This window comes from Ectobacillus panaciterrae DSM 19096, assembly GCF_000430785.1.
GTDB classification, from domain to species: Bacteria; Bacillota; Bacilli; order Bacillales; family Bacillaceae_G; genus Ectobacillus; species Ectobacillus panaciterrae.
The window spans coordinates 225,123-247,378 of the sequence record NZ_AUMR01000003.1 but is presented as its reverse complement, the minus strand read 5'-3'; the positions used below and the strand labels follow the sequence as shown (position 1 = coordinate 247,378).

18 protein-coding genes and 1 pseudogene are annotated in these 22,256 nt (G+C 42.6%); 5 read left to right on the top strand and 14 right to left on the bottom strand.

Annotation, left to right across the window (positions count from 1 at the left end; translation table 11 throughout):
• The first annotated feature begins 22 nt into the window (after positions 1 to 22).
• Positions 23 to 1,015, top strand: a complete 993-nt coding sequence (locus H540_RS0101270) for a tyrosine-type recombinase/integrase (protein WP_155890902.1) — start codon at positions 23 to 25, stop codon at positions 1,013 to 1,015.
• A 24-nt stretch (positions 1,016 to 1,039) separates the two neighbouring features.
• On the opposite strand, the gene hfq is transcribed toward H540_RS0101270, so the two are convergent.
• A complete protein-coding gene (gene hfq, locus H540_RS0101265; RefSeq protein WP_028399070.1) occupies positions 1,040 to 1,264 on the bottom strand; it encodes an RNA chaperone Hfq in 225 nt (74 codons plus the stop codon).
• Between the two features lie 40 nt (positions 1,265 to 1,304).
• Positions 1,305 to 2,240, bottom strand: coding sequence for a tRNA (adenosine(37)-N6)-dimethylallyltransferase MiaA (gene miaA, locus H540_RS0101260; protein ID WP_028399069.1), 936 nt, complete (start codon positions 2,238 to 2,240; stop codon positions 1,305 to 1,307).
• A gap of 195 nt (positions 2,241 to 2,435) precedes the next feature.
• Here miaA and H540_RS0101255 point away from each other — a divergent pair, with 195 nt between their 5' ends.
• The 4 genes from H540_RS0101255 to H540_RS0101240 all read left to right on the top strand — a co-directional run bounded on the left by H540_RS0101255 (position 2,436) and on the right by H540_RS0101240 (position 6,679).
• Positions 2,436 to 2,666: a hypothetical protein gene (locus H540_RS0101255; protein WP_051316942.1), complete on the top strand. Its 231-nt coding sequence runs from the start codon at positions 2,436 to 2,438 to the stop codon at positions 2,664 to 2,666.
• 268 nt (positions 2,667 to 2,934) lie between these two features.
• Positions 2,935 to 4,470: a spore germination protein gene (locus tag H540_RS0101250; RefSeq protein ID WP_028399067.1), complete on the top strand. Its 1,536-nt coding sequence runs from the start codon at positions 2,935 to 2,937 to the stop codon at positions 4,468 to 4,470.
• Entirely contained in the window at positions 4,467 to 5,567 is a 1,101-nt protein-coding gene (locus tag H540_RS0101245) for a GerAB/ArcD/ProY family transporter (RefSeq protein ID WP_028399066.1), read from the top strand. Before H540_RS0101250 ends, H540_RS0101245 begins: the two co-directional genes overlap by 4 nt.
• Complete coding sequence (locus tag H540_RS0101240; protein WP_028399065.1) at positions 5,564 to 6,679, top strand: Ger(x)C family spore germination protein; 1,116 nt, start codon at positions 5,564 to 5,566, stop codon at positions 6,677 to 6,679. The genes H540_RS0101245 and H540_RS0101240 overlap by 4 nt, the downstream gene beginning before the upstream one ends.
• Positions 6,680 to 6,773: 94 nt before the next feature.
• Here H540_RS0101240 and mutL read toward each other — a convergent pair whose 3' ends face one another.
• The 12 genes and pseudogenes from mutL to rny form a co-directional block, all read right to left on the bottom strand.
• Positions 6,774 to 8,645, bottom strand: a complete 1,872-nt coding sequence (mutL, locus tag H540_RS0101235; RefSeq protein ID WP_028399064.1) for a DNA mismatch repair endonuclease MutL — start codon at positions 8,643 to 8,645, stop codon at positions 6,774 to 6,776.
• 4 nt (positions 8,646 to 8,649) lie between these two features.
• Positions 8,650 to 11,265: a DNA mismatch repair protein MutS gene (mutS, locus tag H540_RS0101230; RefSeq protein ID WP_028399063.1), complete on the bottom strand. Its 2,616-nt coding sequence runs from the start codon at positions 11,263 to 11,265 to the stop codon at positions 8,650 to 8,652.
• 239 nt (positions 11,266 to 11,504) lie between these two features.
• Positions 11,505 to 12,050: an outer spore coat protein CotE gene (locus tag H540_RS0101225; RefSeq protein WP_028399062.1), complete on the bottom strand. Its 546-nt coding sequence runs from the start codon at positions 12,048 to 12,050 to the stop codon at positions 11,505 to 11,507.
• 365 nt (positions 12,051 to 12,415) lie between these two features.
• Positions 12,416 to 12,859: a YlbF/YmcA family competence regulator gene (locus H540_RS0101220; RefSeq protein WP_028399061.1), complete on the bottom strand. Its 444-nt coding sequence runs from the start codon at positions 12,857 to 12,859 to the stop codon at positions 12,416 to 12,418.
• The gene (gene miaB / locus H540_RS0101215; protein WP_028399060.1) at positions 12,860 to 14,389 is read right to left on the bottom strand and encodes a tRNA (N6-isopentenyl adenosine(37)-C2)-methylthiotransferase MiaB; all 1,530 of its coding nucleotides are present in this window, start codon (positions 14,387 to 14,389) and stop codon (positions 12,860 to 12,862) included. It abuts the gene before it with no gap.
• 400 nt (positions 14,390 to 14,789) lie between these two features.
• Positions 14,790 to 14,975, bottom strand: a pseudogene (locus tag H540_RS31665) (hypothetical protein); the annotation flags it as partial.
• 235 nt (positions 14,976 to 15,210) lie between these two features.
• Positions 15,211 to 16,077: a 2-oxoacid:ferredoxin oxidoreductase subunit beta gene (locus tag H540_RS0101205; protein WP_028399059.1), complete on the bottom strand. Its 867-nt coding sequence runs from the start codon at positions 16,075 to 16,077 to the stop codon at positions 15,211 to 15,213.
• Positions 16,064 to 17,818 (bottom strand): 2-oxoacid:acceptor oxidoreductase subunit alpha, encoded by a 1,755-nt coding sequence (locus H540_RS0101200; RefSeq protein ID WP_028399058.1) that lies wholly within the window; start codon positions 17,816 to 17,818, stop codon positions 16,064 to 16,066. The genes H540_RS0101205 and H540_RS0101200 overlap by 14 nt, the downstream gene beginning before the upstream one ends.
• Before the next feature lie 259 nt (positions 17,819 to 18,077).
• Entirely contained in the window at positions 18,078 to 19,001 is a 924-nt protein-coding gene (locus tag H540_RS0101195) for a dipeptidase (protein WP_028399057.1), read from the bottom strand.
• Between the two features lie 62 nt (positions 19,002 to 19,063).
• On the bottom strand, positions 19,064 to 19,324 hold the full coding sequence (gene spoVS / locus H540_RS0101190; protein ID WP_028399056.1) for a stage V sporulation protein SpoVS: 261 nt from the start codon (positions 19,322 to 19,324) through the stop codon (positions 19,064 to 19,066).
• Positions 19,325 to 19,473: 149 nt separating this feature from the next.
• Positions 19,474 to 20,268 carry a TIGR00282 family metallophosphoesterase gene (locus H540_RS0101185; protein ID WP_028399055.1) on the bottom strand — a complete coding sequence of 265 codons (795 nt, stop codon included), beginning with the start codon at positions 20,266 to 20,268 and terminating at the stop codon, positions 19,474 to 19,476.
• 74 nt (positions 20,269 to 20,342) lie between these two features.
• A complete protein-coding gene (gene rny, locus H540_RS0101180; protein ID WP_028399054.1) occupies positions 20,343 to 21,905 on the bottom strand; it encodes a ribonuclease Y in 1,563 nt (520 codons plus the stop codon).
• Positions 21,906 to 22,256 lie beyond the last annotated feature (351 nt).

Here is a 22,256-nt window from a genome sequence, read left to right as displayed (position 1 = left end):
AAAAGTGATTGGTGGTGGATTGATGCAGACAAAACGGATTGAAAATGAAGAACTGCAGGATACGATTCGAGCTTTCGCCGCATATTTAACGAGTAAGGGAAGAAAGCAGTCTACAATTAAGCGTTACGTATACGATTTGGAAGACTTTATTGGCTGGCTGCAAAAACATAAACATGTTTCTTCTAACAATATATGGTCTTCTCTCGTGACAAAAGACTATGAAAATTACTTTTTTGACTTAAAAGAAAACCGCCACTACTCGGAAAAGACGATGCACCGCGTATTCATTGTCCTAAATCGCATGTACCAATTTCTGCAGCTCTCAAGTCCTGGGCTTTCCAATCCATTAAAAAACATGAATCTTGTCATCCAGCCGGACCGAGCGCTGCGCGATGAAGATTTTATTTCTGAAAAAGAAGAGCTGCAGCTAAAAAAAACTCTTGTATCTCTTGAAGGACTGTCTGAAAAACAGCTGCCTGCACGTCCACTTCTTATTGACAGAAATGCATGCATCCTTATGCTTCTTCTTGATTACGGCTTATCCTTGCAAGAGCTTGTCTCGCTGAATATGCATCATGTCCACTTCGAAAATGACACGCTTACCATTCCTCCTGTATCCGGTATCGCCCGCACTATTAAATTGACCATTGATGATAAGAAAAAACTGTACAAGTACTACAAAATCATTCCAGAGGCAGTGCGGCCGAAATATCATACGTTCGATCCTCTCTTTATCGCATTCGATTTTAATCGGAACACCTATCGCTGGGTATATGAAAACGACGCTCCCAAAGAGCTGACAGAGATTGCAGTGCAAAAAATGATACGGCAAGAAGTGGCTCGCGCCGGACTTCGCAAAGGCATTTCCGGTCAGCACTTTCGAAATACATTCATTTTGCGCCTTATTCAAAACGGGGTAAGCGAGCAGGAAATTGTAAAGAGAGTGGGCTTTAAAACGAAGCTTTCATTAAAACGCTATTATGATTATACAAAAAATAAAACCCTCTTATCGTAAGAGGGTTTCTTTTCTTATGTATGTCTATTCAAGCTCAATGCTTACATTTTTTTGCGGAACGAATGTGGAAATGGCATGTTTATAAATGAGCTGCTGCTTTCCGTCTGTTTCCAAAAGAACTGTAAAATTGTCGAAGCCTTTGATAAGACCGCGCAATTGGAAACCGTTCAGCAAATACAGCGTTACATACGTATTATCTTTACGGAGTTGATTTAAAAATTGATCTTGGATATTGATAGATTGCTTCATGTCGAATCCTCCTCTTTTTCTCTACTTACACTTTATTCTACTAAAGTTGCAGCTTTCCTTCTACATCATGCAAAATTTCTTTTTGTTTAGGCCCATCTGTTACATCAAACCAGGCTACATCCATTTTATTGCGGAACCAAGTGAGCTGCCGCTTGGCGTATCGGCGCGAATTCGTCTTCAGCGCCTCTACTGCTTCTGCTAACGTATGAGTTCCGTCAAAATACGCATACAGCTCTTTATAGCCGATCGCTTGAACGGATTGACAATTTCGGATGCCTCGGTCATACAATGACTTCACTTCTTCAAGCAAGCCCTGCTCCATCATGATGTCCACCCGTTTGTTGATTCGCTCATATAGCTTCGCGCGTTCCATCGTGAGTCCGATGAGTGCAGTATCATACAATAGCTTATTTTCCTGTTCGTCCAGCGATTCGGTCATCGTCTTTCCTGTTGTTTCAAAGATTTCCAGAGCGCGGATGACGCGTCTCACATTGTTCGGATGGATACGCTCTGCGCTCTCGGGATCAATGCTTTGCAGCCGTTTAAAAACAGCTTCTGCCCCTTCCCGTTCAGCCAGCTGTTCTAACTCCTCACGATATATCGGATCTCCCGAAACATCTGAGAACTGATAGTCATATAGCACAGCTTGTATATACAGACCCGTACCGCCGACAATAATGGGCATTTTTCCTCTTTTTGAAATATCGTGGATGCGCTCGCGTACAAGCGTTTGAAACTCAGCTGCAGAAAACGGTTCAGACGGTTCTTTTATATCGATCATGTAATGCGGAATGCCTTCCATTTCTTCGCTCGTAACTTTCGCGGTCCCGATATCCATCCCGCGATACACTTGCATGGAATCTCCGCTTATAATCTCGCCGTTTAAAACTTTCGCAAGCTCAATGCTGAGCTTCGTTTTTCCGACCGCTGTCGGACCGATAATGACAATGACTTTCTCTTGCTTGCTTCCTCCCATGCTTTTCACTCTCTTTATGTAAAGTTGTACATCTGACTATTATACCCAATTTTATGAAATTTAAAAGATGGGAGCTAAAAATAGTTCAATATAGTAATTGAAATTTAAAGTGGCTACATAAAAATTGTAGCCTATCCGGCATAGTTTGTCCACTTCGTTCATACATTTGTAAAAAAAGAAAACGGGAGGCTTACTATGAAAACAAATAGCAGTCAAGAAAGAATGCAAATGTTATTAGATGAACTGATTGTATATTTATCTACGAGGCATTTAGACGTTTCAGAAGAAGAACTGCTGTTTTCATTCAATTGCCTGCTTCGTGCGTGCCAAGGCATGTTGGGTGAAGATCAAAACTGGGAATATATCGAAACGAAATTCAATGCGGCATACAATCTGCTTACCGGCCGGACTGTATACCCGTTTTAATATAGAAGAGCGCCCTCGGGCGCTCTTCCTTGTTTTTAACCGTCTGCAGGCGATTCTTTCAATACTTTCTCCATCACATATACACGTATCTTTCCTGTTTCCGACTGGACCGACCGTTAGAAGAACCTACTCATCTTGTGAGAAAGCGTGTACTCGATACTCTTTATGCAAATGGGAACCTATTTAGTTTGAATTTAACTGTACATGAATTATATTTCCATAAACAAGGAATGATAATAAAAATTTACTTTATATAGGCGATGGTGAAATGAGGATTTTTCAAAATAAACCAAGAAAAAATTTTTATGAGCCTCAAAAACAAGTAAAGGAAATTCAAAATAAAAGGATAAGCACAACCTTATCTGAAAACCTTGTAGATTTGTATACCCTTTTCAACCATACTCCTGACTTAATTGTACGACACTTGGATATTCAAAAGAGTGGTGAGAAAGCGGTCCTTATTTATCTTGCGGGTCTAACTAATACAGACTCTATCCATGATCATGTCCTTCGCCCGTTAATATATGGGGATGAAGATAAGAAGAATCCCAACTTACCGGTATCGATTGGTCACGTTGGATCATCGAATTATTGGACAGAGCTTGAGAACAGTATTCTACAAGGTAAAAGTGTATTGTTAGTCGAGGGACGAAACGATGCAATGATCTTCGACACCCAAGGGTGGCCACAAAGAGCGATTGAAGATCCACAGCTTGAAGCCTCTTTAAAGGGTGCACATCAAGGATTTGGGGAGACAGACAGTAGGAATATCGCGTTAATCCGCCGCTATATTCCTAGCCGTGAGCTAAAAATCAAAGAGGCCACAGTTGGACGCCGAAGTAAGTGTAAGGTTTCGATTCTGTACTTGGAAGATGTGGCACATCCAGAGGTATTGCAAGAGCTGGAGGATCGCATCCGCCAATTAGATGTCGACGCGATTCTTAATGCAGGAGAGTTAGAGGAATTCATTGAGGATAATCCCTATTCCCCGTTTCCGCAACTTATCTCAACGGAACGGCCGGATGCGGCTGCCTCTCATATTTTGCAGGGAAGATTTGTCGTTATGGTGGATGGATCACCCGCAGCATTGGTTGCACCAGTAACACTTGTATCTTTTTTTCAAAATGTGGATGACTACGGCTCACGCCTGCTAACTGCTAATTTTATCCGGTTATTGAGGTTACTTGCTTTTTTCGTGGCTATTCTTTTGCCCTCACTTTATATATCTTTGATTTCGTTTAATTATGAGTTAATTCCTGTAAAATTATTGCTCAACATTGGAAAATACCGGGCTGAGGTGCCTTTTTCTCCGCTGATTGAAGCGTTTATTATGGAGATTGCTCTTGAAATGCTGCGTGAAGCAGGGGTACGCCTTCCTGCTCCCATTGGGCAGACCGTAGGGATTGTAGGGGCTATTGTTATCGGTCAAGCTGCTGTACAAGCTGGGATTGTCAGCAACATGATGATTATAGTTGTCGCCTCTACCGCCATTACTTCTTTTATTATACCTAATCATGATATGAGCTCAGCCATTCGGTTATTGCGATTTCCTATGATGTTGCTAGCATCTTTGTTTGGGATTGTAGGTATTGTGGTTGGTTTGATCACTTTGATTGGACATCTTATTTCTTTGGAATCGCTGGGCACTCCATATAGCAGTCCATTTGCCCCAGTCTATTTTTCCGACTGGAAGGATAGTTTTTTGCGTGTTCCACTCTGGAAAATGAACCATCGTCCTTTGAGCACAAGAGCAATTCAAGCAAAGAAACAAGGCTCCAATCACCCTCAGGGGGATGAAAAGTGAAAAAGTATGCTTACAATGAAATTACCTTAATGCAATATATTTTTTTAATACATGGTGCACAATTCGGGATCGGTGTACTGCAGCTCCCGCGAATCTTGGCAGAAAAGGCAGGTATGGATGGTTGGATACCTATCATCCTTGGCTGGATCGCATCTGTTGCAGCGAGCCTGATCATTATTCAAATCATGAAGAAATATCCAGAGGGAACACTATTTGATTTGTTTACAAAGTATTTTGGAAAGTGGGCAGGAAAAGCCATTGCCGTTTTCATTGCCCTGTATTGCGCTTATAGTGGGTTTATCATTATGCAGCGGTCAATCCTTTTTATTCAAGTATGGATTGTGCCGGGAGTAGCTGGTTATGTACTCATGATTTTATTCGCTATCCCTACTTATACGATTGCTCGCAATGGGATTCGCATCATCGGCCGATACGCAGAACTCATTTTTTTCCTTATATTATGGATGCCTTGCTTTTACTTGTTTGCCTTGCGGGAAAGCCATCACTGGATTCACCTTCTCCCTTTGTTCAAAGATATGAAGAAGGCCCTATTGGCTACGCAATCTACTGCATATTCTTTTTTTGGCTTTGAAATTGCGTTTTTGCTATACCCATTTTTACAAAAGAAGCAAACAGCTTCTATCGGCATTATAATTGCTAATTCATTATCAATGCTCGTATTTTTATTTATAACTCTTGCATGTTTTATCTTTTTTAGTCCAGACGAAATTACTCTATTTAACGAACCTACAGTAAGCATATTAAAAGTAGTGGAATTTCGATTTGTAGAGCGAATGGAAATTATTTTTCTTGCGTTGTACTTGTTGGTGCTATCTAGGGCCTGGATGCCTTATATGTATGGCGCTACTTTCTGTACAAGTTGGCTGTTCGGAAAACAGGATCACAGCAAACATTTGCTCCTATTATTGCTGTTGATGGTGATGATCACGTATTTTGTCACTCCTACTTTTAATCTAAATGACCAGCTGCAAGAACTGAGTTCGAAAATTGCATTTCCCTTCATATATATCGTTCCTTTATTTTTGTGGATTTACTTAATTATCCATGAACGGATTCGAGGAAGGGTTGCCAAATGAAGTGGTGGATGGGACTTTTTCTGTTGCTATTTTCTCTACTAATCCTTTCAAGAGGAATTGTACAACCACCATACTTAGAGGATACAATGTTTTCCTTAGCGTTTGGTGTAGATTTAAACAAAGAAAACGAGTTGGTATTTTATGACACAAGTCCTGTATTCGGTAAAGAAGTGAAAGAAAAAACAGAAAGATTCGATGTTAAGGCAAAAACGATTCGGCAATCTAGAAAGGAATTCGACGATCGCAGCACTGGTGTGTCCATCGGATCAAAACTTCAGGTTCTGCTTATCGGGAAACGATTGCTTCAAGATCCCAATTGGCTTTCCTTATTGGATGTCTTTTATCGTGATTCTAAAGCTACAGTCAATTCTAGAATCATGATCGTAGATGGTCCTGTCTCAGAGATTATGCACTTTAATCCTAAAGACAAACCAACCACCTCGATATATTTAAGGTCCCTAATCGATACTTCAAATGTAAGAGGAGAATCCGTAAAAACAACGCTGCAGAACCTGCATCGGCAGCTGTTTGATAAAGGCATCACTCCCGCCATCCCCACCATTAAAATGGGGAAAGAAGTCATATTGACTGGCAGTACACTGTTAAACGGGAAAGGAATGTACAGTGCTTCGCTTAATTCTCAGGAAACCACCTTGTTACAAATACTGCAAGGGGACAAGTCCGATTTTTATCTCACCCTTCCTGTTATAAAAGGGAAAGAGGAGAACTCAATCGAAAGAAACATGTTAAGCTTTAATGCTCATAACGTAAAAACAAAGATTCATACTGAGTATAGTCATGATAAATTTAGATTCGATATTCACGTTAATATGTACATAGAATTATCGGAACGTCTATTTCCATTTAATATGAAAAAGAATAGCGATAAACTAGAACAGATGGTAGAAAAACAATTGAAAATGCAACTTGGCAATTTCATAAAGAAAATCCAAAAACATAAAATTGACCCAATTGGCTTAGGGGTATATGCCAGAGCCTATCAAAACAAACATTATGAGCAAGTGCAGGACCGTTGGGGCAAAGCGCTAGGAGAAGCAACGATCAATATTTCTGTAGATGTAACAACACGATCCATGGGGGCTGTCAAATAAACAAAGAGAAAGGAGTTTACATTCTTTTAAGGAGGAAAAGAATGTAAACTCCTTTGAATTATAATTGAAGTGCATTATTTGTAAGCAATTTTGTTTACATTACCCGCTTAAACATCTTCTCTAACTCATACGTGGAATGATGCACCACAATCGGTCTTCCATGCGGACATGTATATGGATTCGTTGTTTTACGCAAATCTTCCAATAACGCGAAAATTTCTTCATTCTTTAAATGTTGATTAGCTTTGATAGAAGCCTTGCAACTCATCATGATAGCCGCTTCTTCCCGCAGCTTTTTCACATCAACCCGCTTGTGCTTCAGCACCTGCTGCATCATTTCTTCGACGATTTCAACCTCTTCTCCTGTTGGGAACCAAGTAGGATGAGACCGGACGATAAAGCTTTGCTGGCCGAACGGCTCTAAAAATAAGCCGACCTTTTTCAGTTCTTCCAGCTGCTCCTCAACCCGCAAATATTCGTTCAGCGATAAGTCAATACGATACGGAACGAGCAGCTCCTGCACTTCAGACGCGACACGGCCCACTTTTTCACGGAAGTATTCGTAATTGATGCGCTCCTGAGCGGCATGCTGGTCAATGAGATATAGCCCTCTGTCATTTTGGGCTAAAATATAGGTGCCGTGCATTTGTCCGATCGGATACAGCGGCGGAAGATCATTGCCGTTCATGCTGACTTCGCATGCAACTTCTTCTGGCTCTTCGTTAAGAGTCTCTTCCTTTTCATGCTCTTCTTCCCATACATATGTCTCTTCTTGCACGGATACAGGGATCTGCGGATTTTCCGTTTTTGTTACAGCCTCTTTCTCCTCTATAATTTCCTCTGCCGGCGCTTTCTCTTGTACGAGCATACCGGTCGGAAGCGTGATAGCAGGGGTTGTGTTATGCTCGAAACGAAACGTTTCCTGCATGCTTTCTTCACGCACGGGCTTTTTCGTCTGAACAGCCGCAGCAGGGATAAGCTGTACCTTTTGAAACGCTTCTTTCAGTCCGGCTTCTATAAGCGCAAGCAATTCCGCCTCTTTACTGAAGCGCACCTCAAGCTTAGCCGGATGCACGTTTACATCCACAAGCATCGGGTCCATTTCAATCGAGAAAAAGCCGACCGGGTATCGTCCGATTGGCAGCAGTGTGTGATACCCCTGCTGAATCGCTTTGATGAGCGAATAGTTGCGAACGTAACGTCCGTTTACAATGGTAGAAATATAATTGCGTGAGGCGCGCGTAATTTCAGGAAGCGCCGCATAACCTGTAATGATAAAATCGAGCGATTCCGCTTGAATAGGAACCATCTTTTTCGCTGTCTGCAGGCCATAAATGGCTGCAAGAACTTGGCGCACATCACCACTTCCCGGGGTATGCAAAAGCTTTTTCCCGTTATGGAACAAGCGGATTGACACCTCCGGATGCGCCATAGCAATACGGTACACAAGGTCAGTAATATTGCCAAGCTCTGTATTGATGGTTTTCATATATTTCAGACGGGCCGGTGTATTAAAGAATAAATGCTGCACCGTAATATCCGTTCCCTTGCGGCTCGCTGTTTTTTCCCGTTTGATTACTTCGCCGCCTTTGATGATCACATGCGTGCCCGGCGCATCGCCTGTGCTCGTAATAAGCTCCAGCTCGCTGACAGAAGCGATACTCGGCAGCGCCTCTCCGCGGAATCCGAGCGTGCGGATGCGGAACAAATCATTTTCATCTTTAATCTTGCTTGTCGCATGACGGTCGAACGCAAGCAGACAATCGTCTTCTTCAATTCCATCCCCATTATCGACAATGCGGATTTTTGAGAGACCCGCTTCTTCTAAATGAATCTCTATTGTTGTACTGTTTGCGTCAATTGCGTTTTCCACTAATTCTTTGACGACGGAAGCAGGCCGTTCCACGACCTCTCCCGCTGCAATTAAGTTCGACAGCTGATCATCAAGCTTTCGAATTTTCCCCATCGTCTCACCCTTTCTTCAGCGTTTTTTGCAGGTGATACAGCTGGTTCATCGCCTCAAGCGGCGTCATATCCAATATGTCTATTTTCTTAATTTGATCAAGCACTTGCTTTTCCTGCGGTGTGTACACCGTTTTTTGCTTCGGCTCCGTGTTCAATGCAAAGAAGGAAAGCTGATCGGCTTCCGCCACGATGGAAGCGGCTTCCTCCGTCTTTTTCTCCGCTGTCTTCGGAATCTCTTTCGTTTCCTGCCCCTCCAGAGCGGTGAGCACTTCCTTTGCCCGGGAAATTAATACAGCCGGCAGTTCAGCAAGCTCCGCGACATGAATGCCATAGCTTTTGTCTGCTGCGCCTTCTTGAATTTTATGCAGAAAAACAACCTTTCCGTTTTCCTCTATCGCCGAAACATGGACATTTTTCAGCTTGTCCAGCTGCTCTTCCAACACTGTCAATTCATGATAATGCGTTGAGAATAACGTTTTTGCGCCTATATAATCATGAATATACTCGATAATCGCTTGCGCCAATGCCATTCCATCGTATGTGGATGTGCCGCGGCCGATTTCATCAAATAAAATCAGGCTGTTCTGTGTTGCATTCGCAATCGCATTCTTCGCTTCAAGCATTTCCACCATAAATGTACTTTGTCCTGAAATTAAGTCATCCGCCGCGCCGATTCGCGTAAATACTTGATCAAATACCGGCATGACTGCTTCGCTTGCCGGCACAAAGCATCCGACCTGCGCCATAACCGCAATTAGCGCCAACTGACGCATGTATGTGCTTTTACCGGACATGTTCGGACCTGTAATGAGGAACAAATCTAATCCTTCCGGCATTAGAACATCGTTCGGCACATACGTTTTGGCTTCGAGCACCTTTTCTACAACAGGGTGACGGCCGTCTTTAATGAAAATTTCGCGCTTCATTGTAAGCACTGGCTTCACGAACTGCTCTTCTTCGCTAATTGTCGCAAAGCTTTGCAGAACGTCCAGCTCGCTGATAACCTTAGCCAACTGCTGCAGCTTCGGAATATATACTTTCACTTGCTCGCGAAGCTGTGTAAATAAATCGTACTCTAGCTGCACGATTTTTTCCTCCGCTCCTAAAATCATCGCTTCCTTTTCCTTCAGTTCGTCCGTAATGAAGCGCTCAGCGTTTGCAAGTGTTTGCTTGCGCTCATAACGCCCCTCGGGAAGCATGGACAGGTTGGCCCTTGTGACCTCAATATAATACCCGAAAATACGGTTGTATCCGATTTTCAAAGATTTGATTCCTGTTAGCTGACGCTCGCGCTGCTCAAGCTCGGAAATCCACGTTTTTCCGTTTTTACTGACGTAGCGGTATTCATCCAGCGTGCTGTTATAGCCGTCCTTGATAATATTGCCTTCTTTTACAGACAAGGACGGATTGTCTAAAATGCTTTTTTCCAAGAGCTCAGCCAAGCTTTCGCACGGGTCCGCATTTTGCACAAGCGCATTTGCATACGGGCTGTTCAACTGCTCGACCAGCTCTAGAATAGACGGGACCTGCAGTACGGAACGCTTTAATTGAAGCAAATCTTTTGCGTTTACATTGCCGTATGCAACTTTTCCTGCCAATCTCTCTAAATCATATACTTCCCGCAGCTTTTCTTTTAAATCTTCACGCACGAAATAGTTATTTACAAACGTTTCTACCATTTCATGGCGCTCTTCGATTTGCGCCTTGCTCACAAGCGGACGCTCCATCCATTGCTTCAGCATGCGGCCGCCCATCGCTGTTTTCGTTTTATCAAGCAGCCACAAAAGCGATCCGGTTTTTTCTTTTGTCCGAATTGTCTCTGTTAACTCAAGGTTCCGCTTAGAGTGCACATCTATTTTCATGAATTGATTTGTATAGTACATCTCCACCGGCTGAAGATGATCAAGGGAACGCTTTTGTGTACGTAATACATAGCGCAGCAGGCGGCCCACTGCATCGGCGAGCTTCGTTTGTGTGAGATGCTCAACGAGGTGAAGCAACCCTTCCGGAATCGCTGTATCGTCTTCATAAGAAACGGTGATTTTAAGCTGATCTGTTATTTTACTTAGCTCACCCATCGGGAATGAACTCGCCACGACGATTTCTTTAGCGCCAAGAGCGTGTACTTCAAGAAGCACATCCTCCATAGAACCGTTCAGCAGCGTTACTGTATTTTGTCCGGTTGATAAGTCATTGCAGGCAAGTCCGTATGAACCGTCTTCAAAGCTCGTTAAAGAAACAAGGAAGTTGTTTTCCTTCTCATCAATTGTACGCCCTTCCATCACCGTTCCCGGCGTGATGAGCTGCACCACTTCGCGGCGAACAACACCTTTTGCTGTTTTCGGGTCTTCCACCTGCTCGCAAATTGCCACCTTATAGCCTTTTTCAACAAGCTGCTCAATATAGTTTTTCGCAGCGTGATGCGGCACGCCGCACATTGGAATACGTTCGTTTCCCCCAGCATCGCGGCTTGTCAGCGTAATTTCCAGCTCATGCGCAGCCTTTACTGCATCATTAAAGAACATTTCATAAAAATCGCCGAGGCGAAAAAATAAAAAGGCATCTTGGTAGTCTGCCTTGATTTGTAAGTATTGTTGCATCATAGGGGTATATTGTGCCATTGTGTTCCTCCAGCCCTTTATTCCTAAAAATCTCATTATAGCATATTATATCTCGCAAACACGGTTTGACGTTAGTGTTCATTACGTTTCGCTTCAATACAACCGCTTCTATTATGACATATCAGCGACATTTTCTCCATTCAATGATTCTAGTTATTTATCATTTCGTTAACGTATTTATATAAATGCAACTAAAAAAATCGACAAAAAAGCTAGGAAGAGATCTTCCTAGCAGGTAACTATTCTTCTTCAGCCTCTAACATAAAGTTCGGGTCTAAATCTTCAAATTCATCGTCATCTATATCGTAATACGCATTGTCATCGTCATGACAGCCTTCCGGATTCACCTTTACGCATATCTTCGTTTTGCCGATCACCTCAACGAGAAACTCACGCTCAACCGTTACAATAATTTTGTTGCCGTTCGGTGAAATAACTGCCTCTAAGCAGTTCGGATGCTGAATGACGCGCGCGATGATTTCATAGTCATCGCCTGTAAAGTTTTTGTCTCGGTAACGGATCTTAACCTCTTCTTTGTAATGAACGCGCTCCGTTACGACTTCCGTTTTCGTGTTGTCATCATAGGAATACCATGTGTTGATATCATAGTACCCTTCAATTTCTACGTACTTACCGCATTTTTCTGCTTCATATGCATGGTTGATAACCCAGCACCCTAAAATGCTTGTCGGCGTATGATTCGGATCTACAGTGTGAGTGGATTTCATATATTGGCGGCCCTTACCGACGACCGCGTACGTATAAATCTCTCTATATTCGGACATTCCAAACCCTCCTCAATCAATATTCAATTCATCATATGCGAGACAATCGCGGAATGTGTCATCACCTATGAAAAAAAGCCTAGGAAAGACGGTTCTGTGCATAGAATCCGCATAGTCCATTTTATGCGCAAATGCCCAAATATGTGCTTATTTTATGAAGGAAGTGAAGAATTAATAAGCAGTGAACCTGTAGGCTCACTGCTTATTAATGTATAGCACCTGTAATCCGGTTTGGTTCAAAGAATGCTAAGGCTTATTGTAGTGCGGCTGGAAGAAGAAATCCATAAAGCCGAACGGATTATTTTTGAACTTTTTTCACAAATTTAATTTAAAAAAGATGTCCTGAAATCGGACATCTCTTCGTCTTAAAGACCGCAGCCAGAACCGCAGCCGCCGTTTTTGCTTTCTACTTCTGCACCTGTTTCGCCTTTTAACACATTTCCTCCTGTAGAGATGAGAATTTCATCTGTTACTGTATTGGAAATCGTACTGGCTACAAGCTGCAGCAAGTCATTCACATAAGTTTGAGAGGATTGAAATTCTTGTACGACCGGAATCGCATCAAGCTGCTCTTGCAGCGCATCGATATCAGCTTCCACTTTTTTGAGCGCTTCCGCTTTTCCATAATGCTGTAAATTTACCGCATGCTTTTGTAGCGCCTTAATTTGGTCGATCATGCGTTTTACACTTTCATTTTTATGAATTTGCGCTTCTGCGCGTTTAAAGAAATCTACTTCTTCTGTCTCAGCAATCATTTTTGCTAATTCTTTTGCGCGTGCTACAATATCATCTTTTGTATAAACGGTCATTTATTTCACCTCTATTGGCTCTTCTACCATTACTCCGTTTAGCGACCATGTTTTCGCTTCAGTAATTTTCACTTGCACAATCTTTCCGATTGCAGATTTTGGTCCAATGAAGTTAACAAGCTTGTTTTTACGTGTATAACCTGCTAATACGTCCGGATTATTTTTACTTTCGCCCTCTACAAGCACTTCTACGATTTGATCTTGGTATGCCAAGTTTTTCTTCGCGGAAATTTCGTTTACAACTGCGTTCAAGCGCTGTAAACGATCTTTTTTCACTTCCATCGGAACGTTATCTTGCATTTTCGCAGCCGGCGTACCTTCGCGAGGAGAGTAGATGAACGTATATGCACTGTCAAATTCTACTTCGCGATACAGAGACAGCGTTTCTTCAAATTGCTCTTCAGTTTCGTTCGGGAAACCGACGATAATATCCGTTGTAAAGGAAGCATCCGAAATCGCTGCCTTCATCTTGCGGACAAGCTCTAAATATTGCTCACGAGAATATTTACGAGCCATCATTTTCAAAACTTCTGTGCTTCCGGACTGTACCGGCAAGTGGATATGCTCCACTAAGTTTCCGCCTTTTGCCAACACTTCAATTAAGCGGTCATCAAAGTCGCGCGGATGGCTTGTTGTAAAACGAATGCGCGGAATATCGATTTTGCGAAGCTCATCCATTAAATCGCCAAGACCATATTTTACATCTTCAAAGTCTTTGCCGTATGCATTTACGTTTTGACCGAGAAGCGTGATTTCTTTATAGCCTTGCGCTGCCAGCTGACGTACTTCTTGAATGATATCTTCCGGACGGCGGCTGCGCTCTTTGCCGCGTGTATACGGAACAATACAGTACGTACAGAACTTGTCGCAGCCGTACATAATGTTTACCCACGCTTTAATATCACCGCGGCGCACGCGCGGAAGGTTTTCAATTACATCGCCTTCTTTGGACCACACCTCTACTACCATTTCTTTAGAGAACATTGCTTCTCTTAAAATGAATGGCAGACGGTGAATGTTATGTGTACCGAATACCATATCCATGAACGGATACGTTTTCATGATTTTATTGACAACAGATTCTTCTTGAGACATGCAGCCGCATACGCCAAGAATCACATCCGGATTCTTTCTCTTCAGCGCCTTTAAGTGACCGATTTCGCCGAATACTTTGTTTTCCGCATTTTCACGGATCGCGCACGTATTCAATAAAATAACGCCTGCATCCTCTACTGTATTTGTCGGCTCAAAGCCAAGACCGGCTAAAATACCAGCCATAACCTCTGTGTCATGCTCGTTCATTTGACATCCGTACGTACGAATGTAGAACTTGCGGCCATTTCCGATTCCGATCATATCTTCTGGAATCTCAAAATCACGCTGAATGCTGATTTCTTCTTTTCCGCGCTTCTTTGCATCCTTCAAAGAAGGCGGCTGATATATTTTTTCAAAATATTGGCTGTAATCCTTTGCGGATTTTTTGTCCGATGGATTCACCTGTTGGCTTTCTAGTCGTTGTTGTTCGTTCATGAATAATCTCCTTTCAGTCTAGTATACTCAGTCTAAACAGATGCTCTTATTCTTAAACAATGCAGCATTCATGTACATTATCATAGTATAAAGCGTTTAGCGTAATTAAACAATATACACGAACAGGATTCATGAACGAAAAATTCATGAGACACTCCCTGCTTTTTCAAATGCAGCCAGCTCTTTTTTTATGTGCTGCGTCAGTACGATTGTACGAGTATATACACATCGGCTTCCATGACAATCGCTTCGTAATTTTTACAGAACAACACTTTTTGAAAACGGTATTATTTTTTCTTTTCAGTGCTTGTTTTCACTCCACGCTTGTTAAGGACCCGCATGTTTACAATTATCATACTTCATCCAGCGTAGCCTGTAATTATTCAAAGTCTTTCCTCATATAAATATGAACATCCGTTCCGCAAATAGAAGTCGCTTTTACTTTGATGAGCACTTCATCTGCTTGAATAGTTGGAACAGGTACCATTTGCAGCTGTGCTCCATATCCCTGATGGTGCTTGACTATGGCTCTCATTTTCCCTGTCACCGTATGGACTCCCCCTGTGCATGCAGCTAATTCAAGCATTACACTATCATTTTAACATTCAGAATTTTCAGGGTAAATACAGCTTGCCTCAAGGTTTTACATATATCGTTTTCTGACAAACGCTATTTTTTGACTTTTTATATGAACAGAAGCTATCCAAGCGCAGTCGGACAGCTTTTCTGTGAAAGCTCTGTTTTGCTATACAAAATTCGCTGCATATACTCTTAAACCAAATAAAATAGAACTCCTTCGGACGGGAAGGAGTTCTGCTGTATTACATGAATTCTGCCACAAGCTCGTCGAACATCTGTTGATCAAACGTTAGGTCAGCGTTCACTAATGGTTTTTCACTGTAGCTTTTAATAAGCTCCTGATAAGAAGGTTGTTGCTTATTTTGGTAAATAAGGCCTGTTACAAGACCATTATTTTCCATAAGTGTTTGCATCGCCATTGCACGGTTAGATGGGTTGTAACCCTCTACTTCGCTCAATTTCTTCAAGTTTTCTTTGAACCAGTCATACGTGTTTACTTTATTGTACGTTACGCATGGGCTGAAGACGTTAATTAAAGAAAATCCTTTATGCCTCATACCTTCTTCAATTAATTGTGTCAGCTCTTTCAAGTCGCTGGAGAAGCTTTGCGCTACGAATGTCGCACCAGCAGTTAGTGCCATTTCCATTACGGATAATGCCGGTTCAATGGAACCTTGCGGTGTGCTCTTTGTTTTGAAGCCAACGTCGCTTCGAGGGGATGTTTGGCCTTTTGTTAAACCGTAAATTTGGTTATCCATAACGATGTAAGTAACATCGATGTTACGGCGAATTGCATGAATCGTATGACCCATACCGATTGCAAAACCGTCTCCATCACCGCCGGAAGCGATAACCGTAAGATCGCGGTTTGCCATCTTCAAACCTTGCGCGATTGGCAATGCACGTCCATGAATGCCGTGGAAGCCGTATGAGTTGATATAGCCTGAAATACGTCCGGAGCATCCGATACCGGATACAACTGCCATTTGCTCAGGCTCTAAACCTACGTTTGCAGCTGCACGCTGGATAGCAGCCTGTACAGAGAAGTCGCCGCATCCTGGACACCAGTTTGGTTTTACATTATTGCGAAAATCCTTAAATGTTGCCATTTAATACAACCCCTTTTTTGCATTCGTTGTAAATTTCTTTCGGTAAGAACGGATTTCCATCGTACTTCAGCAAGCTGGAAATCTTTTCGCCATAGCCAATATTCATCTTCATGATGTTAGCAAGCTGACCTGTTGCGTTGTTCTCTACTACTACGACACGCTTTGCACTCTTTACAAACGGCAGCAATTCGTCTTTCGGGAACGGGTGAATTAAGCGAACGTGAGCGTGGTTCACTTTCATGCCTTCCTGCTCAAGACGCTCCATCGCTTCTTCGATTGCACCGCGAGTAGAGTTGAAGCCTACCAGCAGAAGGTCCGCATCGGCATACTTTGCATTTGTATAAACAGGGGTGTTGAATTTCAAGTTATCTAATTTGCGCATACGCTTATCCATTTGCGCAATACGGTTTTCTGGAGACTCAGACGGCTTGCCTGTTTCTGCGTGTTCTACACCCGTTACGTGGTGAATGCCGTTCTTCGTACCAGGCACAACGCGCGGAGAAACGCCGTCTTCTGTCACCTCATAGCGCTTGAAGTATTCTTTGTTTTCTATGGAAGGCTGCGCATTCAAGTCAAGCTTGCCGCGGCGAACTTCTACTTTATCATAGCGGAGCGGCTCTACCGTTTGTTTTCCTAGAGAAAGCTGAAGGTCTGTAAGTAAGATAACCGGCACTTGATATTCTTCAGCAATGTTAAACGCTTCTGCTGCATCGTAGAATGCTTCTTCTACTGTGCTTGGCGCCATAACTACCTTTGGAATTTCACCGTGGGTGCCGTAAATCATCGCCATTAAATCAGATTGCTCTTGCTTTGTCGGAAGGCCTGTACTTGGACCGCCGCGCTGCGTGTCAATAATCACAAGCGGAGTTTCTGTAATGCCGGATAATCCGATTGCTTCCATCATAAGGGAAAGACCAGGTCCTGCTGATGCTGTCAATGTACGCACGCCACCGTAGTTAGCGCCGATCGCCATTGTACAAGCTGCGATTTCATCCTCTGTTTGAATAACCGCTCCGCCCACCTTTGGAAGCTTCTTAATTAAGTATTCCATAATCTCAGAAGCTGGTGTAATCGGATAAGCAGCCATAAAACGAGCTCCGCCGGCTAATGCGCCGAATGCGATTGCATCGTTTCCAATCATGAATAGGCGCTTTTGACCGTCCGCTTTTTCGATCTGCATCATGTTTACTTGATCGCCAAGCAAATCTTTCATGTATTGGGAACCGCGTTTGATTGCTTCCATGTTCTTTTCAACAATTTGCTGACCTTTTCTGCCGAAGATTTCTTCAACTACTTCAAGGTATACTGTTTCATCTAATCCTAATACAGCGCTGGAAGCACCAACTGCGACCATATTTTTCATTAATGAAGTGCCAAGCTCTGTTGCGATCTCTGTGAATGGAACCGCATACAAGCTAGCCTTTGTATCGTCTGAAATTGTCGGGTTAAATTTTGCATCGGCAATTACAATGCCGCCAGGACGTAACTCGTGGAAATTCACGTCGATCGTCTCTTGGTCGAATGCCACAAGTATATCTAAGTCATCAGAGATAGCACGAACTTCTGTTGTGCTTACACGAATCTTATTGTTGGTGTGACCGCCTTTAATGCGTGATGAGAAATGGCGATAGCCGTACAGGTAATACCCTAGTCTGTTTAATGCTATAGAGAAAATTTCACCTGTACTCTCAATTCCTTCACCTTGTTGTCCTCCAACTTTCCAGGAAAGTTGACTAATCATCTCCTACACCCCTTTGGTCGCATGCATTGTATTGTATTTTTTTACACTATTAGTTTACTACTTTCTAAAACAAGAAACTAAAATGAATACTAATTATACCTCTTTTGATTTGCGAGAATTGTTAACATGATGCTAATTTGCTTTCAATTCTAGACCTACTCGGCAGAAAATGCAAGAATTTGAAACAAATTCATTAACATTTTTTGAAATTTCCGTAACTCTTGTATCCCAGACGAATAAGTTTAGTATAGTAATAATTTCAGAAAGAGATATGCTCTGCAAAATTACTATACAGGAACTTGCGCACTTGCTCTTCCTTATAGTGTTTTTGGAGTTCATTTATGAGATTTTCATAGTGCGTATAGCACTCTAAATTTACAATTGTTTCAGTAATACCATCAAAGTCCGAGCCGAATCCTACGTTGTTTTCACCGCCGAGCGCACATATATGCTCCAAATGAAGCAGCACGTCTTTAATATGTACAGGCATCTGTTCTTTTACAAACGACGGCACAAATGTAATGCCGATCATTCCGTCTTTTTCCAGCAACGCTTGAATTTGTTCGTTTTTTAGATTCCTCGGGTGCTCACGCAAAACATGACAGTTAGAATGCGACGCAATCGGATGCTCAGCGTGCTCCATTACATCCCAAAAGCCTTTTTCGGACAAGTGGGAAACGTCTGTCCATAAGCTATGCTCGTTTAACCGTTCTACAACTTTTATACCGAAGGATGAAAGGCCGGCTCCTCTCGGCTCAAGCACGCCGTCCGCTACCGCATTGCTGTAATTCCAAGTCAAACCGACAGAGCGCACGCCAAGGCGATGCAGCGTGTCTAAACGCGTGATGCTTTGACCGATCGCATCGCAGCCTTCAAGCGTTAACAGCGCTCCAATCTCCCCTTCTTGCAATCGTTGTGCATCTTGCTTTGTCAAAACAAGCTTCACCTCAGAATGTTTGTCCACTATTTCTTTATAAAAAATTTCGACCATTTCCAATGCTGCATGAAAACGATGTTCATGCGGTACATGCTCCGGTATGTAAATAGCAAAACATTGTATTTTGCCGTTTGATTTTTTTAAGCCCTCAAGCGTAATATGAAGACTGCTGTCGTTTGCAAAACGTTTTTGCTTGGCTCGCCAAAGCTGCCAAAGCACGTCGCAATGCGCGTCAAATATTTTCATGCTATTCGCTCCCCTTCTAAAAATAAAAACAACCTGTTTGCGGCGCAAACAGGTTTTCAAAATTAACGAGGCTCTACAATTAGTTTAATAGCTGTGCGCTCTTCTCCATCAATCATGATGTCTGTGAATGCCGGGATGCAAATCAAGTCCACGCCGCTCGGTGCTACGAACCCTCTTGCGATTGCTACTGCCTTCACGGCTTGGTTCAATGCACCTGCTCCAATTGCCTGAATTTCCGCAGTACCGCGTTCACGGATAACTCCTGCAAGTGCACCGGCTACAGAGTTAGGGACCGAAGTTGCTTTAACTTTTAATATTTCCATTCCTCGTTTCCTCCTCGTTTCATTAAATAAGCGCTTGAATTTGAATTCACTTTACATATATTCACGAGGAGGGAATCGTATTCCTGCTTATCCATCCTAATTTTTCTAAAAAATTTCAATATATAGTCAATTCAAAAAATTGAATATAATTACTCAAAAAATGATTGATCATCGTTAATTAAAATACGCTCTATTTTCTTTGCTTTTCCTGTATTTGGATCTATATCAATGTAAACCGCACTGAGCTGTTTACGGCCGCTTGTAACTTCAAAACGCACCGGCAGTCCCGTCAAAAATTTCTTCAACACCGCTTGACGGTCCATTCCCAGAATACCGTCATAAGGACCTGTCATGCCTACATCTGTTAAGTACGCAGTGCCTTTAGGCAAAATGCGGTTGTCTGCTGTCTGTACATGCGTGTGCGTTCCAACCACCGCGGTAGCTTTTCCATCTACATACCATCCAAGCGCCTGCTTTTCGCTTGTTGCTTCTGCATGAAAATCAATAAAAATAATGTTCGTTCGTTTTTTCGCTTCTTCTATGTAAGCGTCAGCCTGACGAAACGGACACTCAAGCGGCGGAAGAAAGGTTCTTCCTTGCAAGTTGATAATGGCTACCTCTGTACCGTTGCAATTTACAAAAATCATCCCTTTTCCAGGTGCTCCCTCCGGGAAGTTACCTGGACGCACAAGATACTTTGCATCATCAATAAACTCAAACAAATCCCGGTTGTCCCATGCGTGGTTGCCCAGCGTTACGGCTTGTGCACCTACTTCTAAAAAGCTGCGATAAATCTTCTCTGTAATCCCACGTCCCGATGCGGCATTTTCACCGTTAATAATCGTAAGTGTAGGCGCATATTTCTTTTTAAGCTTTGGCACATATTCTTGAATCATTTCTCTGCCGGGCGCTCCAACAACATCTCCTATAAATAAAATTCTCATAACTGCAATCCCTTCCATGTATGTTCGCTTTTATTCTTCTCTTATACAAAAAAATAAAGTGGTACGAGACCACTTTATTTTGCATATTCAACCGCGCGTGTTTCTCGAATAACCGTCACTTTAATGTGTCCTGGATAATCGAGCTCGTTTTCAATTCGCTTGCGAATGTCACGCGCCAAACGATGGGCTTCTAAGTCGTCAATTGCATCCGGCTTCACGAGAATACGTACCTCGCGTCCAGCTTGAATTGCAAAGGATTTCTCAACCCCCTCATAAGATTCAGAAATCTCCTCTAGCTTTTCTAAGCGGCGAATGTAGTTTTCCAACGTTTCACTTCGTGCACCTGGTCTCGCTGCAGATAAAGCATCTGCAGCAGCAACAAGCACAGAGATGATAGAAGTTGGTTCTGTGTCACCATGGTGAGATGCAATCGCATTAATCACAATTGGATGTTCTTTGTATTTCGTAGCAAGCTCCACACCAATTTCGACGTGGCTGCCTTCTACCTCATGATCAATTGCTTTTCCGATATCATGCAGCAAACCTGCACGGCGGGCAAGCTTTTCGTCTTCCCCTAGCTCAGCTGCCATTAGACCTGCTAAATACGCAACCTCCATAGAGTGTTTCAAGACGTTTTGACCGTAACTTGTTCTGAATTTTAAACGGCCAAGAATTTTAATCAAATCAGGGTGCAGACCATGCACACCAACCTCAAAGGTTGTTTGCTCTCCAACCTCGCGAATATATTCATCCACTTCACGTCTTGATTTTTCAACCATTTCTTCAATACGAGCCGGGTGAATACGTCCATCCTGCACAAGCTTGTCTAAAGCAATGCGGGCTGTTTCGCGGCGGATTGGATCAAATCCTGATAAAATAACCGCCTCCGGTGTATCGTCAATAATGAGATCAATACCCGTTAATGTTTCTAGCGTACGAATATTACGGCCTTCACGGCCGATAATACGACCTTTCATTTCGTCGTTCGGAAGATTTACGACAGAAACCGTCGTTTCAGCAACGTGGTCAGCAGCGCAGCGCTGGATTGCCAAAGATAGTACTTCTTTCGCTTTCTTATCTGCCTCTTCTTTCGCACGCACTTCGCTTTCTTTAATCATCATTGCGATTTCATGAGAAAGTTCATTTTCCAACTTCGCAAGAATAATGGATTTTGCTTCCTCACGCGTTAAGCTTGAAACGCGCTCCAGTTCATCCTGTTGTTTTTGAACCAGCTCTCCCACTTTGCTTTCCAACTCTTCAATCTGCTGTTGTCTTAAAACAAGAGAATCTTCTTTCTTCTCGAGCATATGCTCGCGCTTGTCGAGCGACTCGTCCTTACGGTCAAGGTTCTCTTCTTTTTGCATTAAACGATTTTCTTGTTTTTGCAACTCACTTCTTCGGTCACGAATTTCTAATTCTGCTTCTGTACGAAGTTTATGAATTTCATCCTTTGCTTCTAACAGCACTTCCCTCTTGGAAGCTTCTCCTTGGCGTTTCGCATCTTCTATGATTTGATTCGCCGCATAGGTAGCACCGTTAATTTTCGCTTCCGCAATGGATTTTCGAACAAAAAAGCCAACAACTGCACCGACGATCGTGGCAAGCAAAATGGAGATGACTGCAACAACTAAGTTCATACTTTCACCTCCTCTTGCTATAAATGAGAAAAGACTGTCGGCATGTACATCGACTAGACAATGTACAGCAATGACCCCTCGTCCCTTTCATACAACCCTGGGGACATTTTTTCATTTCATTTTATGGTTACACAATTTTTTCGGAGTGCAGACATTTATGTCTTGTCCGAGCGTCATACTTTTTCGTACTAAGAAACATATGACGGAATGGTAAAAAAAGAATATACATTCTCATTGTATAGGTCGATATTTCCATTGTCAAGGGCTGTGTCCTTTTACAGTCGTTACTTGTCAACACATACAAAGTTTCAAATTATTACAGTTTCGTTGCAATGAGAAAAACCAGGCAAA

Bases quoted from the DNA above. Each gene is read 5' to 3' on its own strand.
- H540_RS0101240 (WP_028399065.1), top strand. From the start codon at position 5,564: ATGAAGTGGTGGATGGGACTTTTTCTGTTGCTATTTTCTCTACTAATC.
- H540_RS0101255 (WP_051316942.1), top strand. From the start codon at position 2,436: ATGAAAACAAATAGCAGTCAAGAAAGAATGCAAATGTTATTAGATGAA.
- H540_RS0101185 (WP_028399055.1), bottom strand. From the start codon at position 20,268: ATGAGAATTTTATTTATAGGAGATGTTGTTGGAGCGCCCGGCAGAGAA.
- miaB (WP_028399060.1), bottom strand. From the start codon at position 14,389: ATGAACGAACAACAACGACTAGAAAGCCAACAGGTGAATCCATCGGAC.
- mutS (WP_028399063.1), bottom strand. From the start codon at position 11,265: ATGGCACAATATACCCCTATGATGCAACAATACTTACAAATCAAGGCA.
- spoVS (WP_028399056.1), bottom strand. From the start codon at position 19,324: ATGGAAATATTAAAAGTTAAAGCAACTTCGGTCCCTAACTCTGTAGCC.
- H540_RS0101200 (WP_028399058.1), bottom strand. From the start codon at position 17,818: ATGATTAGTCAACTTTCCTGGAAAGTTGGAGGACAACAAGGTGAAGGA.
- H540_RS0101195 (WP_028399057.1), bottom strand. From the start codon at position 19,001: ATGAAAATATTTGACGCGCATTGCGACGTGCTTTGGCAGCTTTGGCGA.
- H540_RS0101270 (WP_155890902.1), top strand. From the start codon at position 23: ATGCAGACAAAACGGATTGAAAATGAAGAACTGCAGGATACGATTCGA.
- rny (WP_028399054.1), bottom strand. From the start codon at position 21,905: ATGAACTTAGTTGTTGCAGTCATCTCCATTTTGCTTGCCACGATCGTC.
- hfq (WP_028399070.1), bottom strand. From the start codon at position 1,264: ATGAAGCAATCTATCAATATCCAAGATCAATTTTTAAATCAACTCCGT.
- H540_RS0101250 (WP_028399067.1), top strand. From the start codon at position 2,935: ATGAGGATTTTTCAAAATAAACCAAGAAAAAATTTTTATGAGCCTCAA.
- mutL (WP_028399064.1), bottom strand. From the start codon at position 8,645: ATGGGGAAAATTCGAAAGCTTGATGATCAGCTGTCGAACTTAATTGCA.
- miaA (WP_028399069.1), bottom strand. From the start codon at position 2,240: ATGGGAGGAAGCAAGCAAGAGAAAGTCATTGTCATTATCGGTCCGACA.
- H540_RS0101205 (WP_028399059.1), bottom strand. From the start codon at position 16,077: ATGGCAACATTTAAGGATTTTCGCAATAATGTAAAACCAAACTGGTGT.
- H540_RS0101220 (WP_028399061.1), bottom strand. From the start codon at position 12,859: ATGACCGTTTATACAAAAGATGATATTGTAGCACGCGCAAAAGAATTA.
- H540_RS0101225 (WP_028399062.1), bottom strand. From the start codon at position 12,050: ATGTCCGAATATAGAGAGATTTATACGTACGCGGTCGTCGGTAAGGGC.